This window comes from Actinocorallia sp. B10E7, assembly GCF_039871655.1.
Taxonomy (GTDB): domain Bacteria; phylum Actinomycetota; class Actinomycetes; order Streptosporangiales; family Streptosporangiaceae; genus Actinocorallia.
The window spans coordinates 22,524-48,260 of record NZ_JBDPLZ010000013.1 but is presented as its reverse complement, the minus strand read 5'-3'; the positions used below and the strand labels follow the sequence as shown (position 1 = coordinate 48,260).

At 72.0% G+C, this 25,737-nt stretch carries 23 protein-coding genes; 7 read left to right on the top strand and 16 right to left on the bottom strand.

Annotated features, from left to right (window positions below):
* Window positions 1-38: 38 nt before the first annotated feature.
* Entirely contained in the window at window positions 39-278 is a 240-nt protein-coding gene (locus tag ABGB12_RS31200; RefSeq protein ID WP_347683459.1) for a DUF3017 domain-containing protein, read from the bottom strand.
* Between the two features lie 182 nt (window positions 279-460).
* On the opposite strand from ABGB12_RS31200, the gene ABGB12_RS31195 reads away from it, so the two are divergent.
* Window positions 461-1,141, top strand: a complete 681-nt coding sequence (locus ABGB12_RS31195; RefSeq protein ID WP_347683457.1) for an FHA domain-containing protein — start codon at window positions 461-463, stop codon at window positions 1,139-1,141.
* Between the two features lie 176 nt (window positions 1,142-1,317).
* On the opposite strand, the gene ABGB12_RS31190 is transcribed toward ABGB12_RS31195, so the two are convergent.
* The 4 genes from ABGB12_RS31190 to purN form a co-directional block, all read right to left on the bottom strand.
* Window positions 1,318-2,175: a bifunctional methylenetetrahydrofolate dehydrogenase/methenyltetrahydrofolate cyclohydrolase gene (locus tag ABGB12_RS31190; protein ID WP_347683455.1), complete on the bottom strand. Its 858-nt coding sequence runs from the start codon at window positions 2,173-2,175 to the stop codon at window positions 1,318-1,320.
* Between the two features lie 92 nt (window positions 2,176-2,267).
* Window positions 2,268-2,417, bottom strand: a complete 150-nt coding sequence (locus ABGB12_RS31185) for a hypothetical protein (protein WP_347683453.1) — start codon at window positions 2,415-2,417, stop codon at window positions 2,268-2,270.
* Window positions 2,418-2,555: 138 nt separating this feature from the next.
* Complete coding sequence (gene purH / locus ABGB12_RS31180) at window positions 2,556-4,115, bottom strand: bifunctional phosphoribosylaminoimidazolecarboxamide formyltransferase/IMP cyclohydrolase (RefSeq protein ID WP_347683451.1); 1,560 nt, start codon at window positions 4,113-4,115, stop codon at window positions 2,556-2,558.
* A gap of 55 nt (window positions 4,116-4,170) precedes the next feature.
* Window positions 4,171-4,794, bottom strand: a complete 624-nt coding sequence (purN, locus tag ABGB12_RS31175; RefSeq protein WP_347683449.1) for a phosphoribosylglycinamide formyltransferase — start codon at window positions 4,792-4,794, stop codon at window positions 4,171-4,173.
* 155 nt (window positions 4,795-4,949) lie between these two features.
* Between purN and ABGB12_RS31170 the strand changes: the two genes are divergently transcribed.
* Window positions 4,950-5,348 (top strand): hypothetical protein, encoded by a 399-nt coding sequence (locus tag ABGB12_RS31170; protein WP_347683447.1) that lies wholly within the window; start codon window positions 4,950-4,952, stop codon window positions 5,346-5,348.
* 16 nt (window positions 5,349-5,364) lie between these two features.
* Here ABGB12_RS31170 and ABGB12_RS31165 read toward each other — a convergent pair whose 3' ends face one another.
* The 3 genes from ABGB12_RS31165 to sucC form a co-directional block, all read right to left on the bottom strand.
* Window positions 5,365-6,903 (bottom strand): DUF6350 family protein, encoded by a 1,539-nt coding sequence (locus tag ABGB12_RS31165; protein ID WP_347683445.1) that lies wholly within the window; start codon window positions 6,901-6,903, stop codon window positions 5,365-5,367.
* A gap of 226 nt (window positions 6,904-7,129) precedes the next feature.
* Window positions 7,130-8,017 carry a succinate--CoA ligase subunit alpha gene (sucD, locus tag ABGB12_RS31160; RefSeq protein WP_347683443.1) on the bottom strand — a complete coding sequence of 296 codons (888 nt, stop codon included), beginning with the start codon at window positions 8,015-8,017 and terminating at the stop codon, window positions 7,130-7,132.
* The gene (gene sucC / locus ABGB12_RS31155) at window positions 8,017-9,201 is read right to left on the bottom strand and encodes an ADP-forming succinate--CoA ligase subunit beta (RefSeq protein WP_347683441.1); all 1,185 of its coding nucleotides are present in this window, start codon (window positions 9,199-9,201) and stop codon (window positions 8,017-8,019) included. Before sucC ends, sucD begins: the two co-directional genes overlap by 1 nt.
* Before the next feature lie 215 nt (window positions 9,202-9,416).
* On the opposite strand from sucC, the gene ABGB12_RS31150 reads away from it, so the two are divergent.
* Entirely contained in the window at window positions 9,417-10,784 is a 1,368-nt protein-coding gene (locus ABGB12_RS31150) for a glycoside hydrolase family 15 (RefSeq protein ID WP_347683439.1), read from the top strand.
* Window positions 10,785-10,796: 12 nt separating this feature from the next.
* Here the strand turns inward: ABGB12_RS31150 and ABGB12_RS31145 are convergent, their stop codons facing one another.
* Both ABGB12_RS31145 and ABGB12_RS31140 read right to left on the bottom strand, forming a co-directional pair.
* Window positions 10,797-12,542 (bottom strand): tetratricopeptide repeat protein, encoded by a 1,746-nt coding sequence (locus ABGB12_RS31145; protein WP_347683437.1) that lies wholly within the window; start codon window positions 12,540-12,542, stop codon window positions 10,797-10,799.
* A 224-nt stretch (window positions 12,543-12,766) separates the two neighbouring features.
* Window positions 12,767-13,213: an SRPBCC family protein gene (locus ABGB12_RS31140; protein WP_347683435.1), complete on the bottom strand. Its 447-nt coding sequence runs from the start codon at window positions 13,211-13,213 to the stop codon at window positions 12,767-12,769.
* Window positions 13,214-13,289: 76 nt separating this feature from the next.
* On the opposite strand from ABGB12_RS31140, the gene pcrA reads away from it, so the two are divergent.
* Entirely contained in the window at window positions 13,290-15,551 is a 2,262-nt protein-coding gene (gene pcrA / locus ABGB12_RS31135; protein WP_347683433.1) for a DNA helicase PcrA, read from the top strand.
* Between the two features lie 45 nt (window positions 15,552-15,596).
* Here the strand turns inward: pcrA and ABGB12_RS31130 are convergent, their stop codons facing one another.
* The 3 genes from ABGB12_RS31130 to ABGB12_RS31120 form a co-directional block, all read right to left on the bottom strand.
* On the bottom strand, window positions 15,597-16,988 hold the full coding sequence (locus tag ABGB12_RS31130; RefSeq protein ID WP_347683431.1) for an LCP family protein: 1,392 nt from the start codon (window positions 16,986-16,988) through the stop codon (window positions 15,597-15,599).
* 94 nt (window positions 16,989-17,082) lie between these two features.
* Window positions 17,083-17,709: a response regulator transcription factor gene (locus tag ABGB12_RS31125; RefSeq protein ID WP_344243326.1), complete on the bottom strand. Its 627-nt coding sequence runs from the start codon at window positions 17,707-17,709 to the stop codon at window positions 17,083-17,085.
* Complete coding sequence (locus ABGB12_RS31120; RefSeq protein WP_347683429.1) at window positions 17,706-18,845, bottom strand: PspC domain-containing protein; 1,140 nt, start codon at window positions 18,843-18,845, stop codon at window positions 17,706-17,708. The genes ABGB12_RS31125 and ABGB12_RS31120 overlap by 4 nt, the downstream gene beginning before the upstream one ends.
* Before the next feature lie 121 nt (window positions 18,846-18,966).
* Here ABGB12_RS31120 and ABGB12_RS31115 point away from each other — a divergent pair, with 121 nt between their 5' ends.
* Both ABGB12_RS31115 and ABGB12_RS31110 read left to right on the top strand, forming a co-directional pair.
* Window positions 18,967-20,274 carry a PspC domain-containing protein gene (locus ABGB12_RS31115; protein ID WP_347683427.1) on the top strand — a complete coding sequence of 436 codons (1,308 nt, stop codon included), beginning with the start codon at window positions 18,967-18,969 and terminating at the stop codon, window positions 20,272-20,274.
* The gene (locus ABGB12_RS31110; protein WP_347683425.1) at window positions 20,261-20,449 is read left to right on the top strand and encodes a hypothetical protein; all 189 of its coding nucleotides are present in this window, start codon (window positions 20,261-20,263) and stop codon (window positions 20,447-20,449) included. Before ABGB12_RS31115 ends, ABGB12_RS31110 begins: the two co-directional genes overlap by 14 nt.
* Window positions 20,450-20,455: 6 nt before the next feature.
* Here ABGB12_RS31110 and ABGB12_RS31105 read toward each other — a convergent pair whose 3' ends face one another.
* On the bottom strand, window positions 20,456-20,869 hold the full coding sequence (locus ABGB12_RS31105) for a cysteine dioxygenase (RefSeq protein WP_347683423.1): 414 nt from the start codon (window positions 20,867-20,869) through the stop codon (window positions 20,456-20,458).
* Between the two features lie 249 nt (window positions 20,870-21,118).
* Here ABGB12_RS31105 and ABGB12_RS31100 point away from each other — a divergent pair, with 249 nt between their 5' ends.
* Window positions 21,119-22,039: an SRPBCC domain-containing protein gene (locus tag ABGB12_RS31100; protein WP_347683421.1), complete on the top strand. Its 921-nt coding sequence runs from the start codon at window positions 21,119-21,121 to the stop codon at window positions 22,037-22,039.
* A 9-nt stretch (window positions 22,040-22,048) separates the two neighbouring features.
* Here ABGB12_RS31100 and ABGB12_RS31095 read toward each other — a convergent pair whose 3' ends face one another.
* Both ABGB12_RS31095 and ABGB12_RS31090 read right to left on the bottom strand, forming a co-directional pair.
* Window positions 22,049-25,414 (bottom strand): CDP-glycerol glycerophosphotransferase family protein, encoded by a 3,366-nt coding sequence (locus ABGB12_RS31095; RefSeq protein ID WP_347683419.1) that lies wholly within the window; start codon window positions 25,412-25,414, stop codon window positions 22,049-22,051.
* Between the two features lie 73 nt (window positions 25,415-25,487).
* Complete coding sequence (locus tag ABGB12_RS31090) at window positions 25,488-25,652, bottom strand: hypothetical protein (protein WP_347683415.1); 165 nt, start codon at window positions 25,650-25,652, stop codon at window positions 25,488-25,490.
* Window positions 25,653-25,737: the final 85 nt, after the last annotated feature.

Sequence of the window (25,737 nt, the reverse complement as noted above, 5' to 3'; positions counted from 1 at the left end):
CTGCACCCCACGTTTTCGATAGTTGACAAAGTTCTCACTTACCCGCCACGGGCGGTCCAGGCAAAGATCGCCAGACCGAGCCCCAACGAGGCCATGACCGTGATGTCCGTCATCTTCTTGCGGGTGACGAGGAATCCCAGTCTCCCCTCGGGCAGGAAGGCTCTGCACGCCGCGCCGCACAACATCGACGCGGCCATGATGTAGGCGCCCGTCCGAAAGTTCTGCCAGGAGGTGAAGAGACCTCCCAGAACCCCCAGAAGAACAAGCACGTAAGGCACATGCCCTCCGAGCCGTCCCCCGTGCCGTCCCTGGCGCTCCGCTGTCATCACTCCGCGAGTTTATCCGTGTCATCCCAAACCCAGCTCCATTGAAAGTTCTACCCACCAGTAGGTGGGTGTGACCGTGTCAACGCCGGGTAACTCCGACGGCAGGGGTCACTGACTGAGTGGGAGGAACCACAGTGGAGGGGCCGTTCATACGGATCGAGGACAGCGGCGCGGTCATACCGCTACGTCCCGACGTCACGACGGTCGGCCGAGGAAAGGGGGTGGACATCCGCCTGGAGGACCCGAGCGTCTCCCGGCTGCACGCGGAACTGGTGCGGCGGGGACCGTACGTCTATGTCGTGGACATGGGCCTGTCGCGCAACGGCACCAGGGTCAACGGACGTCCGATCGCCCGCAGGGTCCTCGAAGACGGAGACGTGATCAGCTTCGGGTCCGCCCGGGGCAGGCTGGGGGGCATCCCCCGTGAGGAGGTGGATCCGGAGGTCGAACTCCGCCGGGCCGTGGCGCCCGAACTCACCCGCCGCGAGATCGACGTGCTGACGGCCCTGTGCCGTCCGGCCCTGTCGGACGCGGCGTTCGTCGCCCCCGCGACGGCCAGGGACATCGCGACCGAGCTGGTCGTGACGGAGGCGGCGGTGAAGCAGCACCTGCTTCGCCTCTACCAGAAGTTCCGTATCCCTGAGGGCATCAACCGCCGCACCCGTCTGGCCAACGAGGTCATCGCCATGGGCCTGGTCCGCCCCCTGCCGACGGTCACGGTACCGCCGCAGGCACAGCGCACCGTGCCCCTACCCCCGGAGCCGCGCCGTCCGGGCATCGCCGCGCGGACCCCCGTCTCCCGCCGGGCCAGCTGAGGAGGACCCGCACGGGGCAGTGCGGGACAGCGAAACCCGACGGATATGCAGTGCGGTCTGGGGGGCGCCCCCCAGACCCCCGAAGGCGGTCAGACGATCCTCGCTTAGCCGAGGCCGTCTGACCGGAGCCCGGCCGGCAGCGGGGCCGGCTGGGCGGAACGAGGCACCGAAGCACCTCAGCCCGCGGCGGCCGACGCCTCCGCGGACTCCACGACGTTCACCATGAGCATCGCGCGGGTCATGGGGCCCACCCCGCCGGGGTTGGGAGCGACCCAGCCCGCGACCTCGGAGACGGCGAAGGAGACGTCTCCGGCGAGCTTTCCGTCGACCCGGGAGACCCCGACGTCGAGCACGGCCGCGCCGGGCTTGACCATGTCGGCGGTGATCAGCCCCGGGACGCCGGCGGCGGCCACGATGATGTCGGCCCGCCGGGTGTGGCGGACCAGGTCGCGGGTGCCGGTGTGGCACAGCGTCACCGTGGAGTTCTCGCTGCGGCGGGTGAGCAGCAGGCCGAGCGGGCGGCCGACGGTCAGGCCGCGGCCGATGACCACGACCTCCGCTCCGTCCAGCGGCACCTCGTAGCGCCGCAGCAGGGCGACGATGCCCTTGGGCGTGCAGGGGAGCGGTGCCTCCTTCATCATCACCAGCCGGCCGAGGTTGACCGGGTGCAGCCCGTCCGCGTCCTTCGCCGGGTCGATGAGTTCCAGTACCCGCTGCTCGTCCAGACCCCTGGGCAGCGGGAGCTGGACGATGTACCCGGTGCAGGCGGGGTCGGCGTTGAGTTCGGCGACGGCCTGCTCGACCTGCTCCTGTGTGGCGTCGGCCGGCAGGTCCCGGCGGATCGAGGTGATGCCGACCTCGGCGCAGTCGCGGTGCTTCATGCCCACGTAGGCGTGGCTGCCCGGGTCGTCGCCGACCAGGACGGTCCCGAGCCCGACCGTGACCCCCCGGTCCTTCAGCGCGGCGACCCGCCGCTGGAGGTCCTTCTTGATCTCCGCCGCCGTGGCCTTGCCGTCCAGAATCCGTGCGCTCATCGACACCGCTTTCTCTCCACCTTTGTCGTCCCCATTGTTCCAGTGCGGGCCGGAGGGGACGTGCCGGGTGGTCTGGAGACCGCCCGGACGGGTCAGCGGGCGCCTTCGCGGCGCGTCATCACCCAGTCCGTGAGCTTCCAGCCTCCGTTGGCGGCGAGCATGGCGGCGAACGCCCCCGCGGCCAGCCCGATCAGCTGACGCCCTTCGGCCAGGGTGCCGGAGTTCTCCAGCACGGCACTCATCAAGAACTCCACGGAGACTCCAGGTCAAGGGTGCTTGGGGAAGAAATCACCCGGAGCCTACCAGCGCCCCTCCATGAAAAGGCCCATGATCAGCGGAAACGCCCCCGGCTCAGCCGAAGGCGCTCCCTTTTGACCACTCTAGTGGAAGAAGTGTCGGTTCCCAGTGAAGTAGAGGGTGATGCCGGCCTTCTCGCATGCGGCGATGACCTCGTCGTCGCGGATCGAGCCGCCCGGCTCCACGATCGCCTTGACGCCGCCCGCGATGAGCACCTCGGGACCGTCGGCGAAGGGGAAGAAGGCGTCCGACGCCGCCACCGAGCCCACCGCCCGCTCGCCCGCGCGGTTCACCGCGAGCTGGCAGGAGTCGACGCGGTTGACCTGGCCCATGCCCACCCCGACGGAGGCGCCGCCGGAGGCCAGCAGGATCGCGTTGGACTTGACCGAGCGGCAGGCCTTCCAGGCGAACTCCAGGTCGGCCAGCACCTCGGCGGAGGCGGCGGGACCGGCCTTCAGCTCCCAGCCGGCCGCGCTGTCACCGGGCTCGTTCACCAGGTCCGAGCCCTGCAGCAGCAGACCGCCGCTGATCGCGCGCAGCTCGGTGCGCGGCTCGCGGACCAGGTCCTCGGCGACGAGCAGCCGGATGTTCTTCTTGGCCCGGAGGATCTCCAGCGCCTCGTCCTCGAAGCCGGGGGCCACCACGACCTCGGTGAAGACGTCGGCGATCTGCCGCGCCATCTCCGCGGTCACCGGGCGGTTGGCCGCGATCACGCCGCCGTAGGCCGAGACGGGGTCGCAGGCGTGGGCCTTGCGGTGCGCCTCGGCGATGTCCGCGCCGACGGCGATGCCGCACGGGTTGGCGTGCTTGATGATCGCGACGGCGGGCTCGTCGAAGTCGTAGGCGCTGCGGCGCGCGGCGTCGGTGTCGACGTAGTTGTTGTACGACATCTCCTTGCCGTGCAGCTGCTCCGCCTCGGCCAGGCCGCCCGTGCCGTCCGTGTACAGAGCGGCGCGCTGGTGCGGGTTCTCGCCGTAGCGCAGCACCGCCTTGCGGCCGTGGGTGGAGCCGGTGAACTCCGGCCAGCCGGTGTCCTTGGCGGTCTCGTCAGGGGCATAGAAGTTGGCGAACCAGGAGGCGACGGCCACGTCGTAGGCGGCGGTGTGCGCGAACGCCTCACCGGCCAGGCGCTGCCGCTGCTCCAGCGTGAAACCGCCCTCATGGACGGCCGCGAGCACCGCGCCGTAGGCGTCCGGGGACGTGACGACGGCCACGGACGGGTGGTTCTTGGCGGCGGCGCGCACCATCGTGGGGCCGCCGATGTCGATCTGCTCGACGCACTCGTCCGGAGCGGCGCCGGAGGCGACCGTCCGGGTGAACGGGTACAGGTTGACGACCACCAGGTCGAAGGGCTCGACGTCCAGCTCCTGGAGCTGCCGGACGTGGTCGGGCAGCCGCCGGTCGGCGAGGATTCCCGCGTGGACCTTGGGGTGCAGGGTCTTGACCCGGCCGTCCAGGCACTCGGGGAAGCCGGTCAGCTCCTCGACCTTCAGCACCGGCACTCCGGCGGCGGCGATGCGCGCCGCGGTCGAGCCGGTCGAGACGATCTGGACGCCGGCCGCGTCCAGGCCCCGCGCCAGCTCCTCCAGTCCCGTCTTGTCGTAGACGCTGACCAGAGCACGCTTGATTGCGATCCGGCTCACCGGACAGTTCCCTTCTCTCGTTCGCCGTCGGCCTCGGATTCGGGCCTCTCGGTCCTCATTCGGGCTTGCAGGTCTTGCACTTCAGGGAGACGTGGCGGTCGTCGCGGACGGTCCAGCCGTCCCGCGTGAGGCGGCCGATGACGTCGATGAACAGCCGACGCTCGACCTCCTTGATCCGCTCGTGCAGCGAGTCCTCGTCGTCGTGCCAGTGCACGGGGACCGTCTCCTGGGCGATGATCGGCCCGGTGTCCACTCCGGAGTCCACGAAGTGCACGGTGCAGCCGGTGACCTTCACCCCGTAGGCCAGGGCGTCGCGGACGGCGTGCGCGCCGGGGAAGGCCGGCAGCAGCGCCGGGTGGGTGTTGACGACGGTGAACCGGTCGAGGAACCGGGGACCGAGGATCTTCATGAACCCGGCGGAGACCACCAGGTCGGGCCGGTGCTCGGCGACGGCCCCGGTCAGCGCCTCGTCCCAGGCCTCCCTGGTCGGATGGTCCCTGACCTGCTCCACGAAAGTGGGCACTCCAGCCGCCTCCGCACGGGCCAATCCCGCTATGTCGGGACGATCCGCGCCCACGGCAATGACCTGGGCACCATAAGCTGGGTCCGCGCATGCCTCGAGCAGCGCCTGGAGATTCGTCCCCGCACCGGAGACGAGAACGACAAGCCGGGCGGTCACCGGAACTCTCCTGAAGGAAGATAATGACGGCCCAGGGGCACCCCCTGGAACCTTCGGCGGATGTTTCCGCCGGTAGCAGCCTATCGGCAGCACCGGTCGCGGATCACAGCGCCCGGTACCGTGACGGCACCGCCGAGACGACCTGGAGGAAATCGGTGAAAGAGCAGAGCCCGGCCACCCTCGACCGGTCCGGACTTCGCGCTCTGTGGCTCGGCCTCGGCGCCCTGCTGTTGACGCTCTTCTTCGCCCCCGCCGGGGTGATCGCCGGGGTCGCCGCCGTGGTGGTGGCGGTCAAGGCCCGCCGCAAGGCGACCGGCCCCACCCCCGGCGCCGTCGCCGGCCTCCTCATGGGCCTGGTCGGCGCCCTGTTCTCCACGATGATCCTGGCCATGACGGCCTTCCTGTGGACCGAGCTGAGCGGCTACCAGGAGTGCCTGCTCACGGCCAACACCAACACCGACGAGCAGGCCTGCAAGGACACCTGGCTGCCCAGGATGGAGGACCGGCTCAACATGCCCCGGGGCAGCCTGAACGAGTACGGCGACCTGCTCTGAGCCGCCTCCCGCCGGTTCAGTCCCGCTTCCGCAGGACGGGCTCGGGGTCCACGAACGAGACGGGGTCGGCGGAGCGCGCCGGCGGGACCGGGCTCTCCCGGTCCGGCCGGGTCTCCTCCGCCCGGTCGACGTCGTAGACGCCCTCGCCGTCCGCCTCGTAGGCGGCCTCGTACGGATCGGCCTCGGGCTCGCTTCCGCGCTTCGCCCCGCGGGGGCGGCGCTCCCGGAACATCCACCAGTTGACCAGCCAGGCCGAGCAGGCGGCGGCCAGGCCCACCTCGAGGGCGGCCAGCAGCCCGATCTGCCAGGCCGAAGGCCCCATGGTGGCCATGCGGTGGCCGCCCAGCGGGCCGCCGGACAACGCCGCCAGGATCGTCATCACACCGCCGGTCAGCACCCCCGACAGGAAACCCCACAGCGGGGCCGCCTCGTAGACCGCGCTGGGGAAGGACCGCACGGTCAGCGCCCCGCCGACCGCTCCGGCCAGGAAGGGGGCGAGCAGGGCGAAGAGCGAGACCAGCGGGGCGGGCCCGGGCTCGGGCAGCGCGGCCAGCAGCGGGAAGGACGGCAGCGCGCTCAGGAACACCCCGGTGGGCGAGACGCTGGTGCCCGCCCCCACCGAGAAGCCGGGTCCGATCGCGAAGGACATGCCCCAGATGACGGCGTTCGGCAGGTAGGCGATCTCCACGAACATCAGCAGCACCCCGCCGACGAGGTCGGGCGCGAGCATCCGGTAGACGTCGGCGGCCTCCTCGTGGTGGTAGGCCAGGGAGCCGCCCACCAGGACCGCGCCCGCGGCGGTCAGCACGGCCAGCGCGCCGAGCACTCCCGTCACCACGGACCTGGGGCGGTCGGGCAGCAGCCGCAGCAGCGCCCCCACGCCCGAGCGCACCCGCCCCCGGGACGCCGAGATGGCGCGGGCCGCGCCCAGGCCCCCGGCCACCAGGGCCAGCGAGAAGCAGGCCAGGAACCCCTGCCAGGGTGAGGGCTGCAGGCTGGGGGTGCGGGCGATCAGCGCCAGCATCACGGCGAACGTCGCGTAGGGCGCGGCCAGCAGCAGGGAGACCTGGACCACGCCGATCCGCCGCCGGTACCGCTGCTCCGCGGCCCGGATGATCCAGCCGCCGCCCCGGTAGAGCAGCCCGGCGGGCAGCAGGATCAGCCCCAGCGGCAGCAGCCCGACCCGGCCGCCGGACGTGGAGAAGCCCGCGTGGTGGGCCACCAGCCAGAAGTTGACGGCGGTGCGGAACACCCCGGGCAGTCCGGGTCCGAGCGTGGTGCGGGGCGCGGCGACCCAGCCCACGAGCGTGATCGTCGTCAGGACGGTGAGCCCGAGCCCCACGCACCAGGCGGCGGCGACCATGCCGGTGACCGCGAGCGGCCGTGCGGGCCCTCCGCTCCCCCGCACCGGGCGTTCCTCGGTCTCGTCGCGCGGGGCGGCCTCCTCCTCCGGCGCCCCGGGCTCCTCGGCCTCGACGGCGAGGGTCTCCGGCGAGTCGGTGTCCCGGACGACCCGGAGCCTGCGTTTCCCGGAGGGCTGCTCGACGTTGCTCATGCCGTCATGCTGGCACTCCCGCCGGGCCCCTCGCCCCTGCCCGTCCGGCGTGTCGCGTTCACACCGACAAACTCCGAGAAACCCGCGAATCCTGATTTTCCACGAAAAGAAAGACCGCCTCCCCCGCGAGGGGGAGGCGGACCGGGGAAGAACCGGGAACAACCGACCGCGGCGAAACGATCGGTGTTCCCGCACGATGGCCCGGGGTCGCCCCCGGACGACGTCGTCAGAGGTTCTTCATGACCTCGCGCATGAGGCGGGCGGTCTCGCTCGGGGTCTTGCCGACCCGGACGCCGACCTTCTCCAGCGCTTCCTTCTTGGCCTGGGCGGTACCGGAGGAGCCGGACACGATGGCTCCGGCGTGGCCCATGGTCTTGCCCTCGGGGGCGGTGAAGCCCGCGACGTAGCCCACCACCGGCTTGGTGATGTTCTTCTCGATGTAGGCCGCCGCGCGTTCCTCCGCGTCGCCGCCGATCTCGCCGATCATGACGATCGCGTCGGTCTCGGGGTCGTCCTGGAAGGCCTGCAGGGCGTCGATGTGGGTGGTGCCGATGATCGGGTCACCGCCGATGCCGACGCAGGTCGAGAAGCCGAAGTCGCGCAGCTCGAACATCATCTGGTAGGTCAGGGTGCCGGACTTGGACACCAGGCCGATGCGGCCGCCGGGGGTGATGTCGGCGGGGATGATGCCGGCGTTGGACTTGCCGGGGGAGGCGATGCCGGGGCAGTTCGGGCCGATGATGCGGGTCTTGTTGCCCTTGGCGATGGCGTGCGCCCAGAACTCGGCGGAGTCCTGCACCGGCACGCCCTCGGTGATCACCACGGCCAGCGGGATCTCGGCGTCGATCGCCTCGACCACGGCGTCCTTGGTGAACTTCGGCGGGACGAAGACCACGGACACGTCCGCGCCGGTGGCCTCGATGGCCTCGGCCACGGTGCCGAAGACCGGCAGGTCCTTGCCCTCGAGGGTGATGGTGGTGCCGGCCTTGCGGGCGTTGACACCGCCGACGACCTGGGCGCCGGAGCGCAGCATCCGGGCGGAGTGCTTGGAGCCCTCGCCACCGGTGATGCCCTGGACGATGATCTTGCTGTTCTCAGTGAGCCAGATGGCCATTACGCACCTACCGCGGCGAGTTCGGCGGCGCGGCGAGCCGCGTCGTCCATGGTTTCGACCTGCTCGACGCCCTTGAGCGCGGCGTCGTTGAGGATCTGGCGGCCGAGCTCGGCGTTGTTGCCGTCGAGCCGGACGACCAGCGGGCGGTCGACGGTCTCGCCGCGCGAGGCCAGCAGCTCGTAGGCGGAGACGATGCCGTTGGCGACCGCGTCACAGGCGGTGATGCCGCCGAAGACGTTGACGAAGATCGACTTGACCGAGGGGTCGGAGAGGATGATCTCCAGGCCGGCGGCCATGACCTCGGCGGACGCGCCGCCGCCGATGTCGAGGAAGTTGGCCGGCTTCGGCGAGCCCGGGAACTCCTCACCGGCGTAGGCGACGACGTCGAGGGTGGACATGACCAGGCCCGCGCCGTTGCCGATGATGCCGACGTTGCCGTCGAGCTTCACGTAGTTGAGGTCCTTCTCCTTGGCCTTGGCCTCCAGCGGGTCGGCCGCGGCCTTGTCCTCCAGCTGCGCCTGGCGCGGCTGACGGAAGGAGGCGTTCTCGTCCAGCGAGACCTTGCCGTCGAGGGCCTTGACCTGGCCATCGGCGGTGAGGATCAGCGGGTTGACCTCGACCAGCGTGGCGTCTTCCTTGGTGAAGACGGTCCACAGCTTGGCGATGATGTCGGTGGCGCCGTCCACGGCGGCCTCCGGGAGACGGCCGGCGAGGGCGATCTCGCGCGCCTTGGCCTCGTCCACGCCGGCCAGCGGGTCGATCGAGATCATGGCCAGCTTGTCGTGCGGCACCTCTTCGATCTCCACGCCGCCCTCGACGGTGCAGATGCTGAGGTAGGTGCGGTTCGCGCGGTCCAGCAGGAAGGAGAAGTAGAACTCCTGCGCGATCGCGCTGCCCTCCTCGACCAGGACCTTGTGGACCGTGTGGCCCTTGATGTCCATGCCGAGGATCTGGTTCGCGAGGGCTTCGGCCTCGTCGGCGGTGTCGGCGAGCTTGACGCCGCCGGCCTTGCCGCGGCCACCGGTCTTGACCTGGGCCTTGATGACGACCTTCTTGCTGCCGGCCGCGAAGAGTTCTTCCGCGTAGGTCCGGGCCTCTGCCGCGGTGCGGGCGACCTTGCCGGTGGGCACCGGTACGCCGTATTCGGCGAAGAGTTCCTTCGCCTGATGTTCGAACAGGTCCACGAGGAGACGTCCTTTGAGGGATCGACGGGTGGTGATGACCGCACGTGCGGTAATCACGGCGGTCCGCTCCGGCAGGCAAGCCTAGCCAACCGGTTCCGGGCTCCAGGCCGGTGGGTTCGGTTACTCACGGGTAGTCAAGGGAAGACCATGGGTGGACCAATCTTCCGGCGGATTTTGATGTACTGATTAGGGTTTTTATTGCTTTAGGGGGCTATGTGCGGCGTCGGATACGGCGGGCCGCCGCCGTCCTCACCCTGCTGGCCATCACCGCCACCTGCGGCGCCCAGGACCCGGACGGCCGGGCCGCCCGCTGGGACAGCCCCGGTCTCGTCGGCGGCGGAGGCTGGCCCTTCCTCCGCAGCCCGATCAGCGGGTCCGAGGCCGAGGACGCCTCCTACCTGCCGGGCAGCTCTGTGATCCTTCTCTCCGACGGCCAGGCCAGGCTGATCCCGCACGGCGCGACCGAGCCCGTCACCGTCCCCGCCGACGACCCCCGAGTGGCCGCCGCGGTCAAGGGCGACCGCGACTGGCTGGACCGGGGAAAGGTCCCCGGCAGCGCCTCGGGGCACCTGGACATGGCCTCCCGCGCCCTGCTCGACCTGCGGCTGCTCACCTCGCCGTCGGGCGCGTCCACCGCCTCCTGGTACGGCATGTGGAACTACGTCTGGCCGCGCGACGCCGCCTTCCACGCCGCGGCCTTCGCCGTCACCGGACACCTGGACGAGGCCCGCCGGACGCTGTCGTTCCTGGCCCGCGTCCAGAACGGCGACGGGCGGTGGGCCACCCGCTACCGCTCCAACGGCAGCGCGGTGAACGACGGCCGCTCCATCCAGCTGGACGAGATCGGCTGGGTGCTCTGGGCCTCCTGGTTCGTCGGCCGGTACGCCGGTGAGGACCTCGTCCCCTGGGGCATGGTGAGGCGCGCCGCCGACTGGATCGCCGGGAACCTCGGCGAGGACGGCCTGCCTCCCGCCTCCTCCGACTACTTCGAGCGGCACCCGTCCACCGAGCAGGTCCCGGACCGTCCCACGCTCGGCGTCTCCGCGCCCCTGCTGGCGGGCCTGCGCGGAGCCGCCGCGATCGCCGGGGACCGGCACCCGCGGGAGTCCGCCCGCTGGCGGACCGCCGCGGAACGCCTGGACGCGGCCATCAGACGCGAGTACGGCGTCCACGGCTATCCCCGTTCGCCCGTGGAGGGCGGGAACATGGACGCCTCTGTGACTTTTCTCGCACCCCCGTTCGCCTCCGAGGACAGGCGCGTCACCAGCGCGCTCGCCGTCGCCGTCGACCGGCTGCGGATCGAGGAGAACGGCGGCCTCCTCCCCGGGGAGAACTGGGCGGGCGGCAAAACCCAGGCCTGGACGCCCGAAGTGGCGATGTTCGCGCTGGCCGAGACCGCGTCGGGACGGGAGACCGGCTGGCTGGACTGGCTGTCGGAGCACCGCACCTCGCTGGGCGTGCTGCCCGAACGGGTGAACGCCGAGGGCGAGCCGCACTCCGTGGCGCCGCTGGGCTGGACGGCGGCCCTGGTACTGCTGGCGCTGACCGCGCAGGAGGAACCGCTGCCGGTCCCGCCCGCGTGACGTCCGGCACGCTCAGCCGGTGAGGGCCAGGCGGATGTCCAGGTCGTCGGGATCGAGCTCCAGCGCGCGGGTCAGGTCGGCCACGGCCTCCCGCTCGCGTCCGGCCGCGCGCAGCGCCATCGCCCGGTTGAACAGCAGGCCCGGATCCTCCGCCAGCCCGACGGCCCGGTCCAGGTCCGCGACGGCTTCCTCGACCTTGCCCAGCTCGTAGGCGAGCATGCCGCGCCCGGCCCAGGCCGCCGCCAGCGAGGGCTCGTTCCGCAGCGCCTCCTCGAACGCCGCCCAGGCCTTCGCCACGTCGCCGGTCGCGCTCTGCGCCTGGCCCAGCGCGCACAGCAGGTAGGGGTTGCCCGGGTCGGCGGCCAGGCCCGCCTCGGCGTCGGCGCGGGCCCGCTCGTGCTCTCCCCTGGCCGCGAGCAGACCGGCCCGGTTGACCAGCGCGTCGACGAAGCCGGGGTCCAGTTCGAGCGCGTAGTCCAGGTCGGCCAGCGCCTCCTCGTGCTCGCCCCGCGCGAAGCGCACCTCGGCCCGGTTGTAGTAGGCCTCGGGGAACGGCGGGCCGACCCGCATCGCGGTCTCGTAGTCGGCGACGGCCTCGTCCTCCCGGCCCAGCGCGACCAGCAGGTTGCCGCGGTCGATGTAGTAGTCCGGGTAGCCGGGGTCGGCGTCGATCACCGCGTTCAGGTCCGCCAGCGCGGCCTCGTGCTCGCCCCGCCCGACGAGCAGTTGGGCGCGGTTGGCGCGCAGCACCATGCGGTGGACCGCCTGGGCTCCGGCGGGCAGGTCCGTCTCCGCGAGCCCGATCGCCTCCTCGACCAGGGCGAGCGCCTCGTCGTCCAGGCCGCGCCGCGCCTGGATGAGGGCCTTGCCGTTGAGGTCGAAGCCGAGCTTGACCGCGCGCTCCCGCCGGTCGGGCAGCAGCCCGCACAGCGCGATCCCGATGTTGACGAGGCCGAGCGCGGCCTCCAGGTCGCGCCGGGCCGGGTCGTGGTGGCGGGTCAGGAGCATCGCGCCGGTGTAGGCGATGGTGGAGTGCCAGAACGGGTCGGTGGTGTGGGCCCGCGCGTAGGCGAGCAGTTCCTCGGCCTCTTCCTCCCGGTGCAGCGCGCCCAGCGCGATGGCCGTCGCGTGGATGACGGCCCACCAGTCCCCGGTGTCCGGTTCGGCGGCCTCGACGTCGAACACGGCGCGGCGTCCGAGTTCGATCGTCGCCTCGTGGCACCCCCGTTCCTGGCACCACTCCACGGCCCGGCGGTACAGGGCCGCGTCCCCGTCCTCCCACAGTCCCGCCCAGAATCCGTCGCGTTCTTCGGCGCCGGGGGCGTCGCAGGTGACGATCGTGAGCTGCGGCACGCGCCGGACCAGCACGTCGATCAGTTCCCTGTCGGCGGGGTCGGCCTCGGAGTAGGAGGTGACGAGGAAGGTGCGGGGCTCGGTGACCGCGTCGCGCACGAACTCCGCGAAGCCGTTCGCGATCCGCAGGGTGCGCTGCGGGGCCGGCACGAGGATGCGCTCGTCGCGGGGGAGCGATTCGGAGAGGGTCGTGCGCAGTACCGGGACGGCCAGGTCGGGCGCGATGGCGCGCAGTTCGATGTCGTGCGCGGCGATCGAGGACATCGGGGCCCTGGGGACCAGCACCCGTGCCAGCGCCGAGGCCGCCGCGTAGGGCCCGCCCAGTCTCCGGTCAGCGCCTGCCGAGGCGAGGACGGGCGGGACGTCCGCGGCCACGCGCGGCTCGGCTACCTGCAGGTGCGGCACAGCTCCTCCTCCGGGGGACGCGCCCCGCCCCACCCGGCCGCCTCGGCGCCGACCCGGGCTCGACCGGTCGTGGAGTGGGCGGTCATAGATGCTTTGATCAGCAACTATTCCGGCTTTCGCAGGTTTCCACCGAACCTTTGACCACAGTCGGACATAAGTCACAAAGGGTCCGGGGAGGCAACCCCCGGACCCTCTCGACTGTCGTCCCGCCAGAGGCGGGCGGGTCAGCGCACCGGGCACTTCCCGCCACAGGCGGAGGCGTGCTCGGCCAGGGAACTCGACAGCCGGCGGGTGAGGAAGCGCAGGCCGAAGCCGACGATCGCGCCGGTGCCGGGGACGCGGGCGCCGGCCCTGGCCGACCACTCGATCAGGGTGCCGCCCTCGGGGGTCGGGGAGAGCCGGACGTCGGCCCGGTAGTCCTTGAAGGGCGTGAGGGTCAGCATCGTGTAGGCGTAGTGGGCGGGCGGCTCGTAGGCGACCACCTGCTCGCGCATCGGGAAGATCGCGCGGACCGCGCCCACCCCGTCGGGGTCCGGGGCGCCGGACCGGGCCCGGCGGGAGCGCGTGGGGACCCTCATCCAGACGGGCCAGGCCTCGGCCGTGGCCAGATGCCGGAAGACCTGCGCGGGAGGGGCTGAGGTGATGGCGGAGGCGATTGCGGTGCGGCTCATGCGCCGACTGTAAGGCGGCACTTACCAGCACGACAAGGGGCCGTGTGTCCGTGCGCCCCCGTAGACTCGACAGACGATGTCGACTGCAACCTCACACCCTCTCCTGGACGGCCTCAACCCGCAGCAGCGGGCCGCCGTCACGCACTCCGGCGGGCCGCTGCTCATCGTGGCGGGGGCCGGTTCCGGCAAGACCAGGGTGCTCACCCACCGGATCGCCTACCTGCTGTCGGAGCGGGGCGTCCACCCCGGCGAGATCCTCGCGATCACCTTCACCAACAAGGCCGCCGGTGAGATGAAGGAACGCGTCGACGCCCTCGTCGGGCCGCGCTCGCGCGCCATGTGGGTGATGACCTTCCACTCCGCCTGCGTGCGGATCCTGCGCCGCGAGGCCCACCGGCTGGGCTTCCCCAGTTCGTTCTCGATCTACGACCAGGCCGACTCCCAGAGGCTGATGGCCCTGGTCTGCCGCGAGCTCGACCTCGACCCCAAGCGCTATCCGCCCAAGTCGTTCTCCGCCCAGGTCTCCAACCTGAAGAACGAGCTGATCGACTACGAGACCTTCAAATCCCGTGCCACCACCCATCTGGACCAGACGCTGGCCCAGGCCTACGAGATGTACCAGGCCCGGCTCCAGCAGGCCGGGGCGATGGACTTCGACGACCTGATCATGACCACCGTCCACGTCCTGCAGATGTTCCCGGACGTGGCCGAGCACTACCGGCGGCGGTTCCGGCACGTCCTGGTCGACGAGTACCAGGACACCAACCACGCCCAGTACGAGCTGGTCCGCGAGCTCACCGCCCCGGTCGAGGGCCTGGGCGCGGCCGAGCTGTGCGTGGTCGGCGACGCCGACCAGTCGATCTACGCCTTCCGCGGCGCGACGATCCGCAACATCCTGGAGTTCGAGCGGGACTACCCCGAGGCCACCACGATCCTGCTGGAGCAGAACTACCGCTCCACCCAGACGATCCTGTCGGCCGCCAACTCGGTGATCGAGCGCAACGGCGACCGCAAGCCCAAGCGCCTGTGGTCCGACCAGGGCCAGGGCGAGAAGATCACCGGCTACGTCGCCGACAACGAGCACGACGAGGCCGCGTTCGTGGCCGCCGAGATCGACCGGCTCTCCGACACCGCCGGGGTACGGGCCGGAGACGTCGCGGTCTTCTACCGCACCAACGCCCAGTCCCGTGTCTTCGAAGAGGTCTTCATCCGGGTCGGCCTGCCCTACCGGGTCGTCGGCGGCGTGCGGTTCTACGAGCGCAAGGAGATCCGCGACCTGCTGGCCTACCTGCGGGTCCTGGCCAACCCCGAGGACACCGTCTCGCTGCGCCGCATCCTCAACGTGCCCAAGCGCGGCATCGGCGACCGCGCCGAGGCCTGCGTGGAGGCCCACGCCGCCCGCGAGCGGACCTCCTTCTGGCAGGCGCTGCGCTCGGCCCGGACGGTGCCGGGCCTGGCCACCCGCTCCCTCAAGTCGATCGACGAGTTCGTCGCCCTGCTGGAGGAGCTGCGCGCCATGGTCCCCGCGCACGGGCCCGCCGAGATCATCCAGGCGGTCCTCGACCGCTCGGGGTACCTGGCCGAGCTGCGCGCCTCCAAGGACCCGCAGGACGAGACCAGGGTGGAGAACCTCCAGGAGCTGGAGAACGTCGCCCGCGAGTTCGAGGACCTCGCCGCGGCCCGCGCCGAAGAGGGCGCCGAGGCCGACGGGGCCGACGACACCGACGACGCCGTCCCGCCGAACCGGCTCACCGCCTTCCTTGAGCGGGTGTCCCTGGTCGCCGACGCCGACCAGATCCCCGACGACGGCGAGGGCCTGGTCACCCTGATGACCCTGCACACCGCCAAGGGCCTGGAGTTCCCGGTCGTCTTCCTCACCGGCCTGGAGGACGGGGTCTTCCCGCACCTGCGCGCCCTGGGCAACCCCAAGGAACTGGAGGAGGAGCGCCGCCTGGCCTACGTGGGCATCACCCGGGCCCGTGAGCGCCTGCACGTCTCCCGCGCCGCGATGCGCAGCTCCTGGGGCGCGCCCCAGATGAACCCGCCGTCCCGTTTCCTGGCGGAGATCCCCGACCCGCTGATCGTCTGGGAGCGGGTGTCCTCGTCCGTCGGCGTCGCCTCGCCGTCGTCGGCGAGCCGTCCCGCGACGCGCTCCCCGGGCAGCCGTCCCGTCCCGGCCCTGGCGCCCGGCGACCGGGTCACCCACGACTCGTTCGGACTCGGCACCGTCGTGGCCATCGACGGCGCCGCGGACAAGGCCGCCGCCTCCATCGACTTCGGCGGCGACTACGGCGTCAAGCGCCTGGTCCTGAGGTACGCCCCGATCGAGAAGCTGTGAAGCCCGCGGCCCGCCTCCGGGCGGGCCGTCCGGCGCTCCTTCGGCTCAGCCGCAGGTCTGGGCCAGCGATTCGGTGTTGTCGCCGTCCTCGGGGCCGGCCGTGGGCGTCGCGCCCGGCGCGGTCGGCGTCGCGGTGACGGCGGCCGGCCTGGCCACCGGGGTGCCCGGCCCGGCCGAGGGCCTGGCCGCCTTGGCCTTCGCGGCGGGCGTGGCGAGCGCGGCGACGACCTTGGACCTGATCAGCTCCCAGTCCGGGTTCGCGGTGCTGATCAGCGGCGGGACGAACTGGATGCTCTTGATGTCCGACCCCTTGAGCCGTCGCGAGAGCTCGATCACCTCGGGCAGGACGTCCTGCGGCAGGTCGGTGGAGACCGCCCGCTTGGTGGCGGTGGCGATGCCGTGGAAGCGGGTCAGCAGGGTGGCCGGGTCGGCCTGCTGGGACAGTGCGTAGAGCAGGCACTTCTGCCGCGACATGCGGTGGTAGTCGTCGCTGTTGGTGCGGGTGCGGCCGAACCACAGGGCCTGCTCCCCGGTGAGGGTCCGCACCCCGGCCGGGATCCGGCCCTCGCTGCGGCGGCCGTAGATCAGCTCCTCCGGCACGTTGATCCGGATGCCGCCGACGGCGTCGACGAGCTCCGCGAACCCCTTCATGTCGACCATGACGTAGTAGTCGACGGTCAGGCCGAGGACACCGCCGACGGTCTGCTTCAGCAGCGTCGGGCCGCGCTCGCCCTTGGGCACGCCGGGCACGATCTCCGGATGGTCCTCGGCCCACTGGAAGACCTCGTTGAGCAGCCCCGGGGTGGTGGCGTCGCCCGCGCCGGCGAACCCGTCGGGGAAGGCGGCCCGGGAGACCGCGGTGGGCATGGGGACGTGCTCCAGATTGCGGGGCAGGCTGAAGAGCGTCGTCTCGCCCCGCTGCACGTCGATGCTGGCCACCGTCATGCTGTCGGTCCGCACCCCGAACCGGTTGGGGCCCGCGTCCGCGCCGATCAGCAGCACGTTCACCCTGTCCCTGCCGCCGAAGGGCGCGTCGTTCCCGTCGCTCTCGGCGAACACTTCGGTCACCAGGTTCTTGGAGACCCGCACCAGCTCGACCCCGTAGGCGAGCGGGGCGACCACCAGGGCGCACAGCACGATCACCCCGGCCACGGCCGGTCGGCCGCCCTCGGCGACCAGCTGGTAGGAGCGGATGATCACGGCGCACCAGACCACGCCCAGGAAGACCAGGGCCGCGGTCAGCGCGTCCAGCCAGACCGGCTGCACCAGCCAGGCGGCGAGTTCGTCGCGCAACGGCCAGACCAGCAGCACCGCGCCCAGCAGGACCACCGCTTCGAGGGCCAGGAGAAGCGCGCCCGTCACCCGCCGCCCCGTGCGGAAATGCGCGGTGCCCCACACCGCCGCGGCGGCCAGCGTGATCAGGAGTGTGCGCTTCATCCCCGAGAACTTACCGTTGACAACGAATCAATAACCCTTAAATGCGTATGATGCCGATCTCGCGTTGATTGTTCATTTCCGCGTGATCTCCGCGTCAGATGAGCCGCCGGGCCGCCGCCCACCGGCTCAACTCGTGCCGGTTCGACAACTGGAGCTTGCGCAGCACGCTGCTCACATGCGTCTCGACCGTCTTCACCGAGATGAAGAGCTCCTTGGCTATCTCCTTGTAGGCGTACCCCCGGGCGATGAGCCGCAACACCTCGCGCTCCCGGGCCGTGAGCTGGTCGAGCTCCGGATCGGCCACCGGCGCCGCCGTCGCGCTGAAGGCGTCCAGCACGAAACCGGCCAGCCGCGGGGAGAACACCGCGTCGCCCTCGGCCACCCGGCCGATCGCGTCGGTCAGCTCCGGACCGGAGATCGTCTTGGTGACGTAACCGCGGGCCCCGCCCCGGACCACCCCGATCACGTCCTCCGCCGCGTCCGACACCGAGAGCGCCAGGAACCGGGTCTGCGACGGCAGCACCCGCCGCAGCACCTCCACGCCCCCGCCGCCCGGCAGGTGCACGTCCAGCAGCACCACCTCGGGCCGGGTCTCGCCGATCACCGCGACCGCCTCGTCGACGTCGGCGGCCTCCCCCACCACCTCGATCTGTGGCCCCAGCTCGGCCTTGACCCCGGTCCGGAACATCTGGTGGTCATCGACCAGCACGACCCGCGTCACTTCTTCAGCTCCAGTCTGATCTCGGTGCCCTCGCCCGGTGCGCTGCGCACCCGCGCGGTGCCGCCGTGCCGTTCCATACGTCCAATGATCGACCCTCGGACGCCCATCCGGTCCGGCGGGACGCCGTCCAGCACGAACCCGGCGCCGCGGTCCCGCACGAAGATCTCCAACTCGTCGCCCGCGACCTCGGCGTAGACCGAGATGACCGGCGCGCCCGAGTACTTCGCCGCGTTCACCATCGCCTCCCGTGCTGCCTGGATCATCGCGCTGACCCGTTCGTCCAGCGGGCAGTCGCCGACGCAGACCACCTCGACCGGCACCCCGTGGGCGTCCTCCACCTCGGCCGAGACCTCCCTGACCGCCGCGGCGAACAGCTGCGAGGAATCCGACTTGGGCTGGTACAGCCAGGCCCTCAGCTCCCGCTCCTGGGAGCGGGCCAGCCGCGCCACCTCCTTGGGGTCCTGGGCGCTGCGCTGGATCAGGGTGAGGGTGTGCAGCACCGAGTCGTGGATGTGCGCGGCCACCTCGGCCCGTTCCTGCGACCTGACCCGCTCGGCCCGTTCGGCGTCCAGCTCCTGCCAGAGCCGCACCAGCCACGGAGTGAGGATCACCGTCACCCCGGTGAGGATGATCGCGGTGGCCAGCAGCACCTGGGGGATCTGCGTCGCCGGGACCTTCTGCGCGAAGAACCCGCCGATCCCGCCGACCACCAGCAGCATGCCCAGCAGGCCGCGCCACCACATGCCCTTGGGCAGCGTGCTCCAGCGCTCCCGCTGGTCCCGGTCGGCCTGCTGCCACAACAGCGCCGCGCCCACCGCGACGACCAGCACCGGCCACAGGGCGAGCTGCGCCATCCCCGAGACACCGGTCAGCACGCTGAGCCCCGCCGTCAACAACGCGTAAGCCAGCAGCTGCGTCAGGCTCCGCCTCCCCGACGGCTCGTCCCGGGACGGGACCAGCACCCAGAAGGCGATGTAGGCCGCGTAACCGTAGGGGCCCGCGGCGGTCAGCGCCACGAACGCCAGCCGCACCACCATCGGCTCCAACCCCAGATGCCCGGCCAGCCCCGCGCAGACTCCGGCCACCAGCCGGCCGTCCTTGGCCCGGGTGAGCCGGGTGATGCCGTCGGAGGTCATGGTCAGATCGTCACATTCCTTACGGTGTCTTCGCATCAGGGCGCTTCCCCGATCCGCTCTCAGGGTCGGTTCAGGGTGACCCCGGATACCGCGCCGAGCGAACATGGGTGAGCATGAGCGCATGACCTCCGACAGGCTGACCCGGGCCAGAGAAGGACGCATCGGCGGCGGGGTGTGCGCCGGCCTCGGCCGCTACACGGGGATCGACCCCCTGGTCTTCCGGGTCGGTTTCGCCCTGCTGGTGTTCGCCTCCTGGTGCGCCCTGCCACTGTACGTCGCGGCGCTTCTGCTCATGCCCGACGAGGACGGCGGCCCCGCCCCGCTGGAACGCGCGACCGGCCGCCTGCTCGCCGGGACGACGACGCTGACCCTGCTCGGAGTCCTGCTCGGCACGGGGATCCTGCTCGACCTCACCGGGCAGGGCCTGCTCAACAGCCTCGGCGGGGACGCCCTGGCCGCCCTGGTGATCGCGGCGCTGATCGCGCTGGCCGCCCAGGCCAGGGGCGCCGACCTCGTCGCGGCGGCCCGTACCCTGCCCGACCGGCTACGAGGGGAGCCGCTTCCCGCCATGAAGACCCGGACGCCCCCGCCCACGACCCCCCTGGAGGAGCTGCAGGCCGGATGGATCGACCTGGCCACACTGCAGCCGTACCGTCCGCCGGCGGCCCCCCGGAAGGAGTCGGCCGAACGCCGTGCTCCCGCGGAGCCCTCCGGTTCCGCCGCCTTCCTCGATCTCTCCGAGCAGACCTCCGGTCCCGCCTCCGGTGAGGTGTCCGAGCCCGAACGCCCGGCCGCGAAGCCCGAGCACTCCCGCGGCGGCACACCGCCGGTGCTCTCCGGGGTGACCCTGCTGCTGGCCTCCGCGGCGGGCGCCTCCTCGCTCGCCTTCACCTCCGGCCTGCCGGAGACCGCGTCCCTGCAGGTCGCGTTCGCCACCGCGCTGGCCGTCGTCGCGCTCGGGCTGGTCGTCGGCACCTGGGCGGGCCGGACCAACGGGCTGGTCGCGGTCGGGGCGCTGCTGTCGGTGGCGCTGATCGGCAGCACCGCCGCCGCGGACGTGCAGAACGGCGCCCGTTTCGGCGAGGTGTCCTGGCGGCCGGTGGACCCCAACGCCGCCCAGCCCTACCGGATCATCGCGGGCCAGGGCGTGCTCGACCTCACCGCGCTGCCGCTGCGGGACGGCGGACGCTACCGCGTCGCGGCCGAGGTCGGCCTCGGCGGCCTGCGGGTGGTACTGCCCGCCCACGCCCAGGTGGAGCTGCACGTGTCGACCGGTCTGGGCGACGTCACCGTCGACAAGAAGATCACCAGCGGACCCAGGGCCAGGGTCGAGCGCACGCTGCCCGGCGCCGGCTCCAACCCGCCGGTGCTGGAGTTGCACGTCAAGGGCAGGCTCGGCGACCTGGAGGTGGTCCGTGGGGGCGCGTAGAGCCGACCTGGGGGCTTTGGCGGCGGGGATCCTCTTCCTCGCCGTCGCCGCCCTGTTCCTGCACACGGCGCTCAGCGGGACCGAGGCCCTCCCGTTCGCCTACCAGGCGGCGGTGTTCGTGGCCGGTTTCGCCCTGGTCCTGCTGGTCCGAGGGCTCTTCCGGTCACGCCGCTGAGGCCCGTCAGGCGTACAGGTGCAGGGTGACGGCGTAGCCGGCACCCGGGTTGACCACCTCGTGCACGCGGTCGCCGGTCTGGACGCGGACCCGGTTGGCGCGCAGGGGGCGGGCCACCGCGCCGTCGCCCCCCACGACCACCTCGGCCAGCTCGCCCGCGATCACGCTCATGATCTGGGACGCGCCGCCGTGGCCGTGGGCCGGCAGCCGGTACCCGGGCGGCCAGGTGATCAGCCACAGCCCGTCCTCCAGCTCGACCCGCACCCGCTCGGCGGGGTCGAACCGCACCAGGTGCCACCAGGCGCCGGGCCGCGCGGCGGCCTCCTGGACGCGGGCGGCGAGCTGGCCGACGGTGGGGGGCGCACCGGTCTCGCGGACCTGGTCGCGCATCGTGATGTCAGGGAAAGTCTCGGTCTTCAAGACGGAAGATCCTTCGGCTGGTCTCCGGGGCTGAGGCCCGCACGGAGAGAACGGCTGACTGGCTGGGGCGGTCAGCTACGACAACACGAAGACAGCGCGCCACCGGCGTGGCAGATGCTCAGTGCGCGCGAAGACATGCTCAGAACTCTACCTGCTCACGGCCGTGTCCGCAGTGCTTTCCCCGTCCCATTGGCACGGTCGTCACCATGGGACATAGGGTCACCTTCAGCATCATTCCTGGAGGTCCCCATGGAGCTCGACCACGAGTTCACCGTCGCCACGGACGCGGACACCGCCTGGCCCGTGCTCCTCGACGTGGAGCGCATGCACCCGCTGATTCCCGGCGCCGTCTACGAGTCCGGGACGGACGGGGAGTACCGCGGCAGGCTGAAGGTCAAGTTCGGCCCCACCACGATCACCTACCGGGGCTCCGTCCGCATCGCCGTCCTCGACGACCTGACCCGCACCGCCATCCTCGAGGTCACCGCCCGGGAGGCGCGCGGCCAGGGCACCGTCACCGGCTCCTTCCAGGCCACCGTCCTGCCCTCCGGCGACTCCTGCCGCGTCGTCCTGCACACCACGCTGGTGTTCGCCGACGGCCGCGCGGGCTCCCTCGGCGAACACCTCGTCCACGACACCGGCGCCAAGCTCCTCGCCCGCTTCTCCGCCGGCCTCAACGCCCTCCTGGCCTCCCCCGCGAAGACCGCGTCCGCGGAGCAGACCGCCCCCGAACCGGCGATCGCGGAGACGGAACCCGCCACCGCGGAACCCGCCGTCACGATCGAAGCCGTCGCGGAGGAGCCCGCACCGACCGCGCCCCTGCCCCCGCTCCTCCCGGAGCAGGACACCGCGGAGACGACTCCTGTGGAGCAGGACACCGCCGAACCGGAGGCCGCGGAGGCGGAGCCCGCGACCGCAGAGCCCGCGACCGCGGAGCCCGCTCTCGCCGAGCCGGTCGCGACCGAAGCCGTGGCCGGGGAACCCGCGCCGACCGGGTCTTCGGGTGCGGAGGTCGGGATCGCGGCGGCCCCAGGGCCCGCCGGGGACGGCGGACCGGAACTGGAGTTGTACGAGCTGGCCGAGCGGCCGGGATGGCTCAGGCGGGTGCTGCCGATCGCCGGGGCGCTGGTGCTGCTGCTGGTGGTGCGGCGGTTCGTGCGGCGGCGCTGAGCGCTCCCCTCATCTCAGGCCCAGGTGGTCCAGGACGCGGGAGGCGGCCCAGCCGTCGTCGTGGGGACAGTGCCGTTCGACGAAGGCGCGGTGCCGGTCGCCGGATTCCTCCGGACGGGTGAGGGCGTCGATCAGCTCGTCGGTGTCCGCGGCGACGGGACCGGGAGCAGGCGCCTCCCCGTCGGCCGCCAGGAGGATCGCGGGACGGCCCGTGCCCGCGAAGTCGACCAGGGCCGGGAAGTGGTCGGTCACCAGGACGTCGGCGGCGAGGCACAGCACGGTGGGGTCGGGCCAGGCGCTCACGTCGAGGATCGAGGCGGCCCGGGGCCCGTCCCCTGCGGCGTGGGGCGCGCGGGAGAGCAGCACCTGGTCGTCGCCGAGAGCGGCTGAGACGAGGTTCAGGTCGGGAAGCGGGGCTGTCGCGCGTTTGCGCGGATCACTCCGGCAGGCGGGGAGGTACAGGACGGCCCGTCCGCCCTCCGGGACGCCCAGGGCGCGGCGGAGCCCGGCCGCGGCCTCGGACGCGTCCAGGCGGTGCAGCGGGTCGGTGCGGGGGTGGCCGGTGGTGAGGATCTCTCCCCCGTAGCCGAAGACCTCCCGGAAAAGCCGCTCCGACCAGGCGTTCTGGGCCAGCGCCAGATCCCACTGCGGCACGTCGTGCTCCCGCCAGGACGGGCCCGCCAGGCGGCGCAGCGATGCTCGGAGGCCGTCGTCCTCCTGAACGCCGTAGGGGACGCCGTGCCAGCCCTGCACGTACGTCTGGCCGGGGGTCTTGGCGTACCAGGGCTCCTGGACGAAGTTCCCGAAGACGTACCGGGCGCAGGCCAGGGCCTCGAAGTGCTCACGGCTGCCCGCCAGGACGAGCCGTGCCCCCTCGGGCGCGGGGAAGGCTCCGTCCGCCGTCACCCACACGCATTCCAGGCCGAGTTCGCGGCGCCGCAGCTCCTCGAAGAGGCCGCGCGGGTTGCAGGAGTACTCGTGTCCCCTGTAGGCGTCGAAGAGCGCGAGGTCGCGGACGGGCTGGGAGCGCCGCCGCCGGTAGACCGTCCGCAGCAGGCCCTCCCTGGCGTACCGGCCGCGTTCGCGGCCGTGCGGTCCCGCCTTCGCCTGCAGTTCGAGCGCGTCCATGCGGTAGACGGCGGGCGTGTACTCGTGCCATCCGCACACGTGGGGTCCGGGCAGCTCGCGCAGGATGTCACGCGAGACGAGGACCGCCTGCCCGTCCAGGTGGAGCGTCCAGCGTCCGCCGCCCAGCGCCACCTCCCCGAACGGGCGCGGCATGCGCCGGGGCCGGATCACCGCGGTGAAGCCTTCTTCCTTCCACTCCAGCGGGATCCGGTGCTCCTGCCCCGAGCGCCGGTGCCGCAGCACCAGCTCGGACGGCCGGTCGGCTCCGAGGTAGGAGCCGGTGAGCTCCAGCAGTTCGCCGTCCGTCCAGGCCAGGCGGCGCACCACAGGCTTGGGGCGGCGCACGAGCAGGCGCAGCACCCCGTGCCTGGTCCGGCTCACCACGAGCTCACCACCGGGCGCCGAGTAGGCCTCGTCGGGGCAGGAGGCCTGCACCCGGAATCCGCCCAGCCGCACCTCCCACGACCCGGTGGCGAGCCCGGCGAGCCCGTCCGGCTCGACGGCCGGCACCTCGGCCCGGAAGCGCAGCCCGTTCACCTCGGCCGCCAAGCGCACCTTGGCGTCCTTGCGGGCGAGCACCATCTGCAGCGGTCCCCGCGGGGCCCGCGTCAGCGTCCCTTCCAGGACCAGCCGTCCGCTCTCCATCCGGTGCGCGACGAGCGTGGCCTCCTGCGGGCGCACCCGCAGCACGTACTCGCCGTCCTTCTCCGCCGCCTCGACCCGCAGGACGGAGTTCGTCCGCTGCACCAGGGCGGCTGTGGGCCACTTCTGCACGGACGACCGGGGCGCCGTCGGCGTGCACCGCAGCCGCGCGCCCTGGCAGGCCACCTCCACCTCCAGCCGCCAGTCCGACGGGCGCAGCCGTCCGAGGACCTTCAGCGACGACGCCGGGATGCGCGCCCTGAACCCCGAGCCGTCGTAGTCGACCAGCTCCTGCCCGGAATCTGCGGTGACGTCCGGCCTGTCGACCCGTTCCAGGGGCACCCGGATCCGTCCGAACCTGTTCACCGCCCGCAGCCACAACCGGATCCGGGAACCCTCGGACTCCAGCCACCGGATGTAGGCGTGGCCTTCCAGCTCCAGGACGCCGTCCTCCCAGGCGGCCCGGTCCACCCCGGCCACCGCCTCCAGCTCGCGCGTCACGTCGCACAGGCCGTGGGGCACGCTGTCGGCGAAGGGGTACCGGGCGTGCCAGTGCTTGTCCTCGCGCACCACGGGCACCGACCGGTGCCCGCCCGCCTTGGCGAACCGCAGCAGTTCCCGCAGGTCCTCCCGTCTGCCTTCGCGCAGCAGGTGCAGCCGCAACCGCTGGAAGGCCGTCAGGTCCCCGGCCGTCTCCGGGCCCAGCTCCGAGGCCAGCCGGGTGGCGAGCTCCATGACCTCGTCCATCGCCCCGGAGTCCGTCGCCCCGGCCCGCCCCGCGGGTTCGGCCAGCGCGCTGAAGACCACCCGCAGCTCGATCCCGAGCAGCACATGCCGGTCGTAGGCGGGCACCAGCTCCGGTGCCCGCACCGCGAGCTCCTGCCGGACGCACTCGGTGGACCGCAGCCGCTGGAGGAGGTTCGCCGGGGCGTGCCGCTCCTCGGTGATGGAGCCCGGCCGCCTGCGCCAGTGGTAGACGGTCTCGCTCAGCACGTCCACGGACCGGGCGACGGCGTGCGCGGTGAGGATGACCGGAGGGTCCTCGTACAGCCCTTCGGGGAAGGTGAAGCCGTGGTCGTCCCAGAACGAGCGCCGGAACACCTTGTTCCACGGGGTGCGGTCGCGCACCAGCAGCGGGTGCAGGCTCGCGCGGGTGCGTTCCCTCGGCTCGGTGAAGACGTCGCGGTGCAGCGCCGACTGCCACGTCCTGCCCTCCGACATGCGCAGGACGTTGCCCGTGGCGAAGTCCGAGCCGGTGCGCTCCAGCGTCTCCACCAGCAGCCGGTAGGCGTCGGGCGGGACCACGTCGTCCCCGTCGGCGAACGCCAGGTACCTGCCCGCGGCGCGGGCGACGCCGGTGTTGCGGGCAGGTCCGGGGCCGGAGTGCTCCTGCTGGACCAGCCGGAACCGGGGGTCGCGGTCGGCCATCGCCTTGGCGGCGACCGCGCCGTCATCGGTGGACCCGTCGTCCACCATGACCACCTCCAGTTCCGGGTAGCTCTGCGCGGCCAGTGAGCGCAGGCAGTCCGGCAGGTACGCGGAGAGGTCGCGAAAAGGGACGATCACGCTGAGCAAGGGCGACGAGGCCCCGTTCCGGAGATGCATCACAGCCTCCTGAAGACCCTGAGGACGTGGTCGACGACCCGTGCCGGGGCGGCCGCGCCGCCGCGTCGGCGGCTCAGGAGCGGCTCAGCAGATGACGGACCCGGAACGGCCGGGCCAGCAGCCACTCATCGTCGAGGTCGGCGGGTTCCGCTCCGGCGTGCAGCAGGTCTTCGGCCATCACCAGTTCGGCCTCGGTACACCTGGTGTGCACGGAGAGGTCCATAGGAGTCTTTGCCATGAACATGCCCCCCAGAATCATCACGTTGGGCAACCATTCTGTACCTCAAAGTGATGATCAGGCGGCACCTTGGCAACTTTTCTCG